This is a genomic window from Haemophilus paraphrohaemolyticus, assembly GCF_002015045.1.
In the GTDB taxonomy this organism is placed as follows: domain Bacteria; phylum Pseudomonadota; class Gammaproteobacteria; order Enterobacterales; family Pasteurellaceae; genus Haemophilus_A; species Haemophilus_A paraphrohaemolyticus.
Genome location: NZ_MUXX01000004.1, coordinates 1 through 11,633, shown reverse-complemented (window position 1 = coordinate 11,633; position 11,633 = coordinate 1). Strand labels below are relative to the sequence as shown.

General features: G+C 41.8%; 10 protein-coding genes. 1 reads left to right on the top strand and 9 read right to left on the bottom strand.

All coding sequences use genetic code 11. The features are described 5' to 3' along the window. Positions 1-62 precede the first annotated feature (62 nt). From ybeD to mutS, 8 genes are all read right to left on the bottom strand, one after another. Positions 63-359 (bottom strand): DUF493 family protein YbeD, encoded by a 297-nt coding sequence (gene ybeD / locus B0184_RS03350; RefSeq protein WP_005708074.1) that lies wholly within the window; start codon positions 357-359, stop codon positions 63-65. A 113-nt stretch (positions 360-472) separates the two neighbouring features. After that, the gene (locus B0184_RS03345; RefSeq protein WP_005708111.1) at positions 473-1,651 is read right to left on the bottom strand and encodes a D-alanyl-D-alanine carboxypeptidase family protein; all 1,179 of its coding nucleotides are present in this window, start codon (positions 1,649-1,651) and stop codon (positions 473-475) included. 106 nt (positions 1,652-1,757) lie between these two features. After that, on the bottom strand, positions 1,758-2,324 hold the full coding sequence (locus B0184_RS03340; RefSeq protein WP_005708089.1) for a septal ring lytic transglycosylase RlpA family protein: 567 nt from the start codon (positions 2,322-2,324) through the stop codon (positions 1,758-1,760). 234 nt (positions 2,325-2,558) lie between these two features. Further along, positions 2,559-3,686 carry a rod shape-determining protein RodA gene (rodA, locus tag B0184_RS03335; protein WP_005708095.1) on the bottom strand — a complete coding sequence of 376 codons (1,128 nt, stop codon included), beginning with the start codon at positions 3,684-3,686 and terminating at the stop codon, positions 2,559-2,561. Further along, the gene (gene mrdA / locus B0184_RS03330; protein WP_005708107.1) at positions 3,679-5,661 is read right to left on the bottom strand and encodes a penicillin-binding protein 2; all 1,983 of its coding nucleotides are present in this window, start codon (positions 5,659-5,661) and stop codon (positions 3,679-3,681) included. The genes rodA and mrdA overlap by 8 nt, the downstream gene beginning before the upstream one ends. Before the next feature lie 80 nt (positions 5,662-5,741). Then, positions 5,742-6,209: a 23S rRNA (pseudouridine(1915)-N(3))-methyltransferase RlmH gene (gene rlmH / locus B0184_RS03325; RefSeq protein ID WP_005708096.1), complete on the bottom strand. Its 468-nt coding sequence runs from the start codon at positions 6,207-6,209 to the stop codon at positions 5,742-5,744. Positions 6,210-6,212: 3 nt separating this feature from the next. After that, positions 6,213-6,527: a ribosome silencing factor gene (gene rsfS / locus B0184_RS03320; protein ID WP_005708088.1), complete on the bottom strand. Its 315-nt coding sequence runs from the start codon at positions 6,525-6,527 to the stop codon at positions 6,213-6,215. A gap of 139 nt (positions 6,528-6,666) precedes the next feature. After that, positions 6,667-9,273: a DNA mismatch repair protein MutS gene (gene mutS / locus B0184_RS03315; RefSeq protein ID WP_005708108.1), complete on the bottom strand. Its 2,607-nt coding sequence runs from the start codon at positions 9,271-9,273 to the stop codon at positions 6,667-6,669. A gap of 109 nt (positions 9,274-9,382) precedes the next feature. Between mutS and B0184_RS03310 the strand changes: the two genes are divergently transcribed. Then, entirely contained in the window at positions 9,383-10,012 is a 630-nt protein-coding gene (locus B0184_RS03310; RefSeq protein WP_005708117.1) for a glutathione S-transferase family protein, read from the top strand. A gap of 119 nt (positions 10,013-10,131) precedes the next feature. Here B0184_RS03310 and B0184_RS03305 read toward each other — a convergent pair whose 3' ends face one another. Next, the gene (locus B0184_RS03305; RefSeq protein ID WP_005708092.1) at positions 10,132-11,403 is read right to left on the bottom strand and encodes a hypothetical protein; all 1,272 of its coding nucleotides are present in this window, start codon (positions 11,401-11,403) and stop codon (positions 10,132-10,134) included. Between the last annotated feature and the right edge of the window lie 230 nt (positions 11,404-11,633).

Here is an 11,633-nt window from a genome sequence, read left to right as displayed (position 1 = left end):
TAATTCCCCTTATGGAAGAGGGAAATCTCACGAGATTTATTCTCCGCAATAAAAGAAATTTATTAAAGCACCATTCTTACGCCTTCAATTTTCGCAAGTTCTTCATAAAGGGTTTCCACTTGACCGATGTGTTCAGCCACAATATCAATCGAAACCGAATTATAAGTGCCTTTGCTACTACGTTGTTCGCGAGGAGTATAATCGCCTTTTACGTGAATTTGAGTCACAGCGACTACATCATCCACTAAACCATCGCGATGTGTGCCTACCACTTTGAAGGTAAAATCACATGGGAATTCGAGTAAATCTTTTAATTTTGCTTGGGGTAAATCTTGTAAGTTTACAGTTTTATTTGTCATATTCTTTCCTCTCTTTAATATATGAAGCGGTAAGATTTTAGCAAACTTTTGCAAAAATCCTACCGCTTGTTGCGTGCCTATATAAGGTCTAAATTTTCTGTTGCAAGAGCTGATTAGTTAAACAAGCTTTTCACAGTGAGTACGACCCAGTCCCACGCACGACCAAAAATACCCGCTTCGCCTACGGCTTGTAAGGTTTGAAGTGGTGTTGAAGCAATATCTTTGCCATCTAATTGGTAAATCACTTTGCCAACGACTTGACCTTGCGTAAGTGGGGCTTCTAAGCCTTTATTGTCTAATTCATAACGTGCTTTAAGCTCGCCCGCTTTGCCTTTTGGAATCGTGATAAAACTATCTTGCACAGAACCTAATTGTACCTTGTTTACGTCACCGTAGTACACGCTCTCTTCTTTTACCGCCTTACCTGCTGGTAGAGATTTCACCGTTTCAAAGTTCGCAAAACCCCATTGAAGTAATTTTTTGCTTTCCACTTCACGACCTTTATAAGTCGGCACGCCCATTACCACAGAAATCAAACGCATATTTGAATTGGTCGCTGACGCCACCAAGTTATAGCCAGCTTTATCGGTATGCCCTGTTTTCATTCCATCCACGTTCATGGTTTTATCCCACAATAAACCGTTACGGTTTGGCTGTGGTTTTTTCACGTTATATTGGAACTCTTTTTCTGAATAAATTTTGTACTCCTCTGGCTGATCGCGGATCACATGAGTGCCGATAATCGCCATATCTCGTGCTGAAGAGTATTGGTTTGGGTCATCCAAACCGTGCACGGTGGTAAAGTGCGTGTTTTGTAAGCCGAAACGTTGAGCATGCTTATTCATTTCATCAATGAAAGAAGCTTGCGATCCTGAAGTATGCTCTGCTAAAGCCACTGCCGCATCGTTACCTGAAACGATGATTAAGCCTCTCATTAACTCGCCCACAGTCACCTGTTTATTCAAGTCTAAGAACATCAGTGATGAACCTGGGAATTTTTGTGCCCATGAATTTTCATTCACGGTGTAAACATCACTATTGTGTACTTTTCCTTGTTTTATTGCTTCACCCACAACATAAGCGGTCATCATTTTCGTTAATGAGGCAGGATATTGACGTTGATCGGGATTAAGACTCGCTAATACCGCACCAGAGTTGTAATCCATTAAAATATAAGTTTGCGCATTCAATTGCGGTGCGGCAATGCCAAAATCCGTAGTGGCATCTGCCAAAGCGGTTGAAGAAAGGATTAAGGCAGAAAGGCCGGCAAGTTTTAATAATCTTTTTTTCATATAAAGTGTCCGATAACGTTGGGTTGAAAATCTCTATAAACTAATCAAGGGCTTGTTGAATGCTCAACAACCCCTTTTATGATGAATTAAAACAAATTACGTAAAATTAACTCTTTTCTGCTAATTCTAGGCGTTTGTTTTTGTCTAACACAGCCACTTTCACTTTGGCTGTGCCGGTGTTATGCATACCTAATTGGCGTGCTGCATTTCTCGATAAATCTAACACTCGAGCGTGAGTATAAGGACCACGATCATTCACACGAACAACAACTTTCTTACCGTTACGCATATTGGTCACTTCAATCAATGTGCCAAAAGGTAAAGACGGATGAGCAGCTGTCATCGCTGTATTATCAAAACGCTCACCATTTGCTGTGCGACGACCGTTAAATTCATCCGCATAATAACTTGCCATACCAGATTGATAATGAGAACGTGGCGTATCTTTATGCTTGTCTGCTAAAGAAAGGGTTTTCTTTACATTTTTCTTTGCGGATTTCACCGCTTGTTTTGTCGCTTTCGAAGCGTCTTTTAGCGTCTTCTTTGGAGTTTGTGCCTTTGTCTGTTTTGACACAATCGCCGTTTTTGCGTGTTTAGTTGCTGCAACAGAATTCAATGTTCCGAATGTGAAGAATCCAGCTAACAACAGGGTTACAATTTTACTTAATCGCATAAGTATGTATTCCTCATTTTGATATCGTTTCGCTTGTAACGATGTTTGTATTGCCCATTTTCTCAACAAGTTATCACTGATAGAGAAAATAGTGACTGTTAATCTAATCGATAACTGACCTTGTCTATGCTTTTTGATACCGCAAAAAAGCAAAAGTTTAATGTTTGATTAAATTTATTCAAAAAACAAAAGCCGAGCTTCAAGGCAACGTAAGCCAAGCCTTTGTTTTTCTTACTATTTTAGCTTATTATAGGGGTTGTCGCTGTGTGTTTTTTTACGATGTACATAGCTTGACATCATCAATCCAAACGCCGCCATCAACGTCACATAAGACGTTCCACCATAGCTAAACAGCGGTAAGGGTACACCAACTACGGGCAAAATGCCACTCACCATCCCAATATTTACAAAAACATACACAAAAAAGAGTAATGCCGTGCCGCCCGAAAGAATGCGCCCAAACGCATTATCTGACTTCGCCCCTAGCATTAAACCACGTGCAATGATAAAGAGATAAATGCCGAGCAGAATCAGCACCCCTATCATTCCAAGCTCTTCGCTTAACACCGCAAAAATAAAGTCGGTATGCGGTTCTGGCAGAAATTCCAGCTGTGATTGAGTGCCTTCCATCCAGCCCTTGCCGTGCAAGCCTCCCGAACCAATCGCAATTTTCGATTGAATAATATGGTAGCCCGCACCAAGTGGATCTTTCTCAGGGTCAATCAAGGTCATTACCCGCGTTTTTTGATAATCGTGCATCAAAAAAAACCACATTATCGGAATAAATCCCGCCAAAAAGACCACACCTGCAGAAATCAATTTCCAGCTTAATCCTGCCAAGAAAAGCACAAAAATTCCTGCGGCACAAACCAAAATTGAGGTTCCCAAATCAGGTTGTGCTGCCACAAGTAAGGTTGGAAAAACAATAATCGCCAACGCAATAGCTGTGTCGCGGAAATTCGGTGGAAGCGGTCGATTACTCAAGAAAGTCGCCACCATCAGCGGCACAGCCAATTTTGCAATCTCCGACGGCTGAAAGCGGACAAAGCCCAAATTCAGCCAACGCTGAGCCCCTTTACTGGTTTCCCCGAACACATCCACCATTACCAACATAACGATAGTGACCGCATACAAATAGGGCGAAATTTGCTTATAGGTGCGAGGCGGGATCATCGCCATCACAAACATCACTCCCAAGCCTAAAGACACCTGCATTACACGGTTAGTGAACATTTTTTCGCTACCACCACTGGCACTATACAACACCAACAAGCCATAGCCCGTAATCGCAAACAACCCCAACAAGAGCCATAAATCGAGCGAAAAAACTTTCCAAAAGACCTTTCTAAATCGGTTACTCATTCACATTTTCCTTAGTCGTTTCTGGCACAGAGGACGCAGGTACAGGAGACACAATCGGTGAATTTTGTGGTGAAGATTGCAAATTACCCTCATTTTTCAGTGTATGCGTTAAAGCAAAATCCATCACTTGGCGCACCACAGGTGCTGCATTCGCTCCGCCACCGCCTGCGTTTTCTAAAATGGTCGCAACCACAACTTTCGGATTATCATAAGGTGCGTAAGCAATAAACCACGCGTGATCGTGCAACTCTTTCTTCAAGGCGTTTTTATCATATTTTCCACCTTTCAAGTTGAACACTTGTGCTGTCCCCGATTTCCCTGCCGCACGGTAGAACGAGCCTCCCGCCTTTTTACCCGTACCATTACCTGCATTAATGACGTTATACATGCCCAGTTTCGCCACGTTCCAAAAACGCTCTGGCACGCTCGTAATATCTTCGTAAAGCAGCGGATCTTTATACAGCTCAACCGAGTTCGCATGAATAATCTCTTTCATTAAATGCGGTGTATTCACTCGCCCATTATTGACCAATACAGCCAAAGCTTTCGCCACTTGTAATGGCGTAGCAATCCAGTAACCTTGCCCAATCCCAACAGGGATAGTATCGCCTTGTACCCATAGTTTTTTGTAGCGAGCTCGCTTCCAGTCGCGGGTTGGATAAACGCCTGCTGACTCCTCAAACAAATCAATGCCCGTTTTCTGCCCAAAGCCGAATTTGGTCATCCACTCCGCCATTTTGTCGATTCCTGTATCGTAAGCAAGCTGGTAGAAGAACGTATCAGAAGACTCAGTAATCGCCTTATTCACATTGGTTGAACCGTGCCCTGATTTCTTCCAGTCACGATAACGCTGAGTTGTGCCCGGTAAAATCCAGAAACCAGGGTCAAACACTGTCGTATTTGGCGTAATTTTGCCCTCTGCCAAGCCCATTACCGCATAGAACGGCTTAACGGTAGAAGCAGGTGGGTAAGTTCCTTGTGTCGCACGGCTATAAAGCGGGCGAGCAGGATCTTCTAACAAAGCTTTGTAATCTTTGCCCGAAATACCGCCCACGAATAAATTGTTGTCGTAGCTTGGGCTGGTCACCATCGCTAATACGCTGCTGTCACGAGCATCCAACACCACCACCGAGCCTTTCTGCCCTTTCAATAAATCTTGAACGTATTGTTGTAACTCAATATCAATGGTTAAACGTAAGGAACTGCCCGCTACGCCCTCTTGGTCTCGCAGCTTGCGGATCACCTTACCGCGATTGTTAATCTCTACCTCTTCAAAACCGGTTTGCCCGTGCAATTGGTCTTCGTAATATTTCTCAATGCCGAGTTTCCCCATATCGTGCGAACCCGCATAATTACCGAATTTTCCGTCTTCTTGTAGCTTTTTCTTATCTTTTTCGTTAATTTTCGCGACATATCCCAAAATATGGGTCAGCGTTTCACCATAGGGATAATTCCGTTTGTAATACGCCTGCACATCTAAACTTGGGAAGCGATATTGGTTCACCGCAAAACGTGCTATCTGCTCTTCATTCATATCCGCTTTAAGCAAAATCGGGGTATAGCGCGAAGCAAGTTTTTTCTCTTTATGGAAGTTTTCAATATCATCATCCGTTAATCCCACTATACTTTTGAGCTCAACTAACGTCTGTTCTAAATCCTGCGTTTTTTCAGGTACAATAAACAGCCCAAAATAGGTAATATTTTCGGCAAGCACCTTCCCATTTCGGTCATAAATAAGCCCCCTCGTCGGTGGCACAGGCAACAACTTAATACGATTACCGTTCGAGCGTGTTTGGTAGTCCTCATAACTGCTGATTTGCAGGTGATAGAGGTTCGCAAGCAACACGCCCGTTAATGCCAACACACCAATGAACGCAATCACCGCACGGCGGATAAACAAATTGCTCTCCGCTTGCCCATTTCGCACCTTTTCATTCGGTTTTGGCGACATTAATTTTACTAGTTTTCCAAACATATTTTGCTCAGGTTGCAGAATTTCCTAAGATTTTAACCGCTTGTTATATTCCCTCCCTCCATTTACGGAGGGAGCAAGATTTACTCTCGATGATACGGATGATTCGTCGTCAGAGACCACGCACGATACAGACTTTCCGCCACAATCACACGCACCATAGGGTGAGGTAAGGTCAGCGGTGAAAGCGACCAGCTCTGTTCTGCGACTTGTTTACACTCTAGCGACAAACCTTCAGGCCCACCAATCAACAAGCACACATCACGCCCATCGTTTTTCCAGCTTTCTAATTGGCTGGCTAATTGCTCGGTTGTCCACGGTTTTCCAGGAATATCTAGCGTAATCACTTTCCCTTTGCCTGCGGCTGCCAACATCGCCTTGCCTTCTTGTTCTAAAATACGTTTAATGTCGGCATTTTTGCCCCGCTTGCCCGCAGGAATTTCAATCAGCTCAAACGGCATATCTTTCGGAAAACGACGCTGATATTCCTCAAAGCCCGTTTTCACCCAATCGGGCATTTTTGTGCCCACAGCAATTAGCTGAATTTTCATCGCTTACGCCCAGAGTTTCTCAAGTTGATACATTTCACGCGCATCTGCTTGCAATAAATGTACAATTGCCTGACCGAAATCCACTACAATCCAATCGGCAACCGCTTTACCTTCATCACCAAACACTTCAAAGCCCGCTTGTTTTGCCTCTTGAGCTAAACGATCTGCAGTTGAAGCCACGTGACGCACCGAGGTTCCTGTAGCAATAATCATCGCATCGGTAATGCTTGATTTACCCTTCACATCAATTGCCAAAATATCTTGCGCTTTTAAATCATCTAAAGTTTTAGTTAAAAATTCGACTAAGTTTCGTTCCATTGTTTTTCCATTATTATTCTGTAAAAGTTTGGAATTCTACCATAGATTAAAAAGGGATAAAAAAATCAGCGGTCGAATTTTGCAAAACTTTTACATAATTCGACCGCTTACGAGTAAAATGATGGGTAGTGTTAAGTGATTAACGAAGAAACTCTCCTTTTAACAACCTCTTCAATTTATACAATTCGTCTAATGCTCGACGGGGCGTAAGCTCATCTGGGTCAATCTCACTCAATGCCAATTCTACGGCACTTTCTCGTGCGACAAACGGTGGATTTTCAACAACATCTTGCGAAAAGAGTAAATCCGCCTGCGGGTTTTCTTCGCCTACTTTTTGTTGTTCGGAAAGAATTTCCAAATGTGCCAAACGCTGTTTTGCCAAGGCAATAACAGGCTTAGGCACACCTGCCAATGCCGCGACTGCCAAGCCGTAACTTTTGCTTGCTGCCCCCTCTTGCACGCAGTGCATAAAGGCAATGGTGTCATTATGTTCACGGGCATCTAAATGCACGTTCGCGACACCTTTAAGCTGATTCGGCAAGCTGGTTAGCTCAAAATAATGGGTCGCAAACAGGGTCAATGATTGGGTTTTCTTCGCCAACCATTCTGCACACGCCCACGCTAGCGAAAGCCCGTCGTAGGTGGACGTGCCACGCCCAATTTCATCAATCAGTACCAGGCTGTTTTCTGTGGCTTGATGGAGAATGTTCGCCATTTCGGTCATCTCCACCATAAAGGTCGAACGTCCCGAAGCCAAATCATCACTTGCCCCAATGCGGGTGAAAATACGGTCAATCACCCCAATTTCCGCACTCTCTGCTGGTACAAAACTGCCAATATATGCCATCAACGAGATTAACGCAATTTGACGCATATAGGTACTTTTTCCCCCCATATTCGGACCAGTTACCACCAACAAATGACGTTGAGCGTTCAGATAAACAGGATTAGCAATAAACGGATCTTTAATCACCCGTTCCACTACAGGATGGCGACCCTCTTTGATATTGATAATGCGTTGCGGTCTAAAGGTTGGACGGACATACCCAAGATTCTCCGCACGTTCGGCAAGGTTTACCAACACATCCAATTCAGCAAGCACCATCGCGGCTAATTGCAATTCGCCCAAGCGAGGCATTAACAAGTCAAACAACTCATCATAAAGTTGCTTCTCCAACGCCAATGATGCTCCTTTCGCTTTCAACACTTTGTCTTCGTAGGTCTTCAACTCAGGGATAATATAACGCTCGGCATTTTTAAGCGTTTGGCGACGCACATAGTGAATCGGCGCTTTATGTGCTTGCCCTTGGCTGATTTGAATGTAATAGCCGTGTACCGCATTAAAGCCGATTTTCAGCGTATCAATGCCCGTTGCTTCCCGCTCGCGGATTTCCAAATCTTCCAAATATTGTGTTGCCCCAGCGGAAAGCGAACGCCATTCGTCTAACTCTGCACTATAGCCTTCAGCAATTACGCCACCGTCACGGATCAGTTGCGGAGGATTATCAATAATCGACCGCTTGAGTAAGTCAGCTAGTTCATCAAAATCGGCTAATTGTGCTAATAAATGATCTAAATTTGGAGCTAATTGTTGCGAAAGTTGTTTAATTTCAGGGATTTGTTGCAAGGCTGAACGCAAGCGTGTGAAATCACGTGGACGTGCCGAACGCAACGCCACACGTGCCAAAATTCGCTCCATATCGCCTACGTTTTGTAACGCCTGTTGAAGCGGTGCAATTTGCTCGCTTTTTTGCAAACTTTCAATAATATCCTGCCGCTCTTTGAGCTTTTTTACATCACGAATTGGTTGATGAATCCAGCGTTTTAACAAACGGCTGCCCATTGGGGTCACGCATTTATCTAAGACAGAAGCAAGGGTATTTTCCGTACCGCCTGCAAGGTTTTGAGTGAGTTCTAAGTTGCGACGGGTTGCGGCATCAAGCAAGACTGTTTCGCTATTTTGCGAAAGATGAATACTGTTGATATGCGGCAAGGCGGTGCGTTGCGTTTCTTGGGCGTAATGCAATAAACAACCTGCGGCACACAGCGCTGTGGTGGCTTTTTCCACACCAAAACCTGCTAAACTTTGCGTCCCAAATTGACGATTGAGCAACTGAATTGCCGTAGTCAGTTCAAACTCCCACACTGGACGACGGCGTAAGCCTTTGTAATTATTGAGAATACCTGCGTAGGCAAAATCTTCCGCATACAAAATTTCTGCAGGCTGCAAGCGTTGCAATTCCGCACTTAACGCCTCTTGGCTTGGCAATTCACTAATCAAAAAACGCCCCGATGCCATATCGAGCGTGGCAATCGCAAAAGTGCCTTTGTGCTCATAAATTGCCGCAACGAGGTTGTCTTGTCGCTCAGGCAGTAACGCCTCATCGCTCACCGTACCTGGTGTGACGATACGAACTACTTTACGTTCCACAGGACCTTTCGATGCTGCGGGATCGCCAATCTGTTCGCAAATTGCCACGCTCTCCCCCAATGCGACCAATTTTGCCAAATAACCTTCTACCGCATTATACGGCACACCAGCCATAGGGATCGGTTCGCCCGCTGATTGCCCACGCTTGGTCAGTGAAATATCCAATAATGCTGCAGCTTTCTTCGCATCATCATAAAAAAGCTCATAAAAGTCGCCCATTCGATAGAAGAGTAAAATATCAGGATTTTGGGCTTTAAGCTGCAGATATTGCACCATCATCGGCGTGTGGTTAGAGAGGTCTTGAGTTACGGTCATAGTTTGCGTAATTGAAATGATAGAATAGAGCTATTTTATCAGATTAGCCATTCTCTGTACAAAGCAGTATAATTTGGACAATTTATTAGAGTAAACAGAAGGAGTGTTTATGAAATTATATGGTTTACCAGGTGCATGCTCGTTTGTACCGCACGTAGCATTAGAATGGTTAAAAGCACGTGAAAATGCAGATTATGAATTTGAAGCGGTAACACGTGAATTAATTAAATCGCCTGAATTTTTAGCATTAAATCCGAGGGGGGCTGTGCCAGTATTGGTCGATGGCGATTTAGTGCTTTCACAAAATCAGGCAATTTTGCACTATTTGGATGAGCTTTATCCAAATGCAAAACTGTTTGGTAGTAAAACCGTCCGCGATAAAGCCAAAGCCGCTCGCTGGTTAGCGTTTTTCAATTCAGATATTCATAAATCATTCGTACCATTATTTCGTTTACCAAGTTATGCAAAAGATAATGAGGAATTAACCAAAACCATTCGCCAACAAGCAGTAGAGCAGATTTTAGATCAACTTGCGGTTGCTAATGAGCATTTAGAAAGCCATATCTATTTTGGCGAAGCAATTTCGGTTGCGGATGCGTATCTTTACATTATGCTGAATTGGTGTCGTGTAGTAGGGATTGATTTCAACCATTTAACGCAACTTTCACCTTTTATGCAACGCATTGAAGCTGATCAAGCGGTAGAAAATGTAAGAGAGATTGAAGGATTGAAGGGGTAAAACTACTTTAAAACATAAATTTTTTCACTCGTTTCTCATTTGAAGTATATAAAATAATGGGCGTTAATTATAAATAATGCTCGATAATAAGAAAATATCGAGCATTGGAGTAAGGTTTATTATTGTCTGTAATAGGATTGATTTGCTTTCCACTCAGCATCACTTGCTCTTCTATTAGCAGCATCCGCCGCATTTTGAGCATTACGGGCCTCATTTCTTGCACGAGCAGCATCTAATTCAGCTTGAATAGCTCGACGTTGAGCACTACTAGCAGCACTTTCAGCCGCTTTAATCTTACCTAGCATTTCATCTCTATTATCATCACTTATTTTTACATTGATCGCCTCTTTTAATGTATCTGCTCTTCCAGTCTGTAATATAAAAAGGATCTCAGATAACCACGATGATGAAACTTTAATAGTATCTCCATAAGCACTATGATGTAAATAATACTCAGGAATTGAATCCTTTATTTCTTTATACATAGGATGGTTCAATATGTTTTCATAAATTGAAGTTCCATTTCTCTCTTCATATTTTTTACAATAATCATCGTAGATATTAAACCATTTTTTTGCTTCTTGAAGTCTGTTAATTGAAGAATGATAGTCTTGTTCTATAGAACTACCTAAAGAACCATCATACGGTTTATTTGAATAATAAGAATTTGACTCTACTTTTTTAGCTAAATAACTTAGATAAATAACCTGCACTACAACTGCAGCGATTAAATATGGATTCAATATCATCCACTGTAGATAAGCCAGCGGATAATACAGCAGCGTATCTAATGAGAAATTGTACTTGTAAATATAGGCTAATGATATAACTACACTTAACAATATAAACAATATAATAAAACCTTTTATATTTTTATTCGAATATGTACCTTTGCCAAGGTTATGTCTATTATAATAAGAGATAGGTAGATATATAGACAATAACATAGATAAAAATACCCAAATAATAAAGCCATAAAAAGATACAGATTCTTTCAGATATAAAGTACTCGAAGTATAATTTTCATTTCTATAGTTTATTGTTTCGGTATAAACAAAATCCTGTGGTAAAAAACTCAACAGTTCATACCCCAAAAATCCCCAAAAACTATAAAATATAAAAAACAATACAATAGATCTAAATAATACATATTTAGAGCGTTTCCAGCCATTTCCACGAATACTTTTAACTAATTTGGCTTTTTGTTCTAAATTTTCATTCTCAATATATTGCTGTAAATTATTAATAATTTGGCGATTATGTTCTCTGTTTGCGAGATTATTTTGATAATTTCTAAATGCACTATCCTCTTTCATATATTGCTGATAAAAAGGTTCAAGTCTCTTAAATTTATCAATTAGATCTAGTCTTTCTTGTTTTTGATGGCTCATGGTGAACGTCCTTGAAGCGGATAAATGTTACTTTTTATGAGAGAATTACCTAGCTCGCCATTATTCCAAATTCTAAAAGCAGTAGAATTCTATTCCATTTCATTTTTACAAGCAAAATTTATACTATTTCCATTTAAAATGCAATTAACAAAGGTCGTTGTTTTCCAACTTGAGAAACAAACATAAAAATCCACAAAAGCAAAAACCCCGCACCTTACGATACGGGGTTA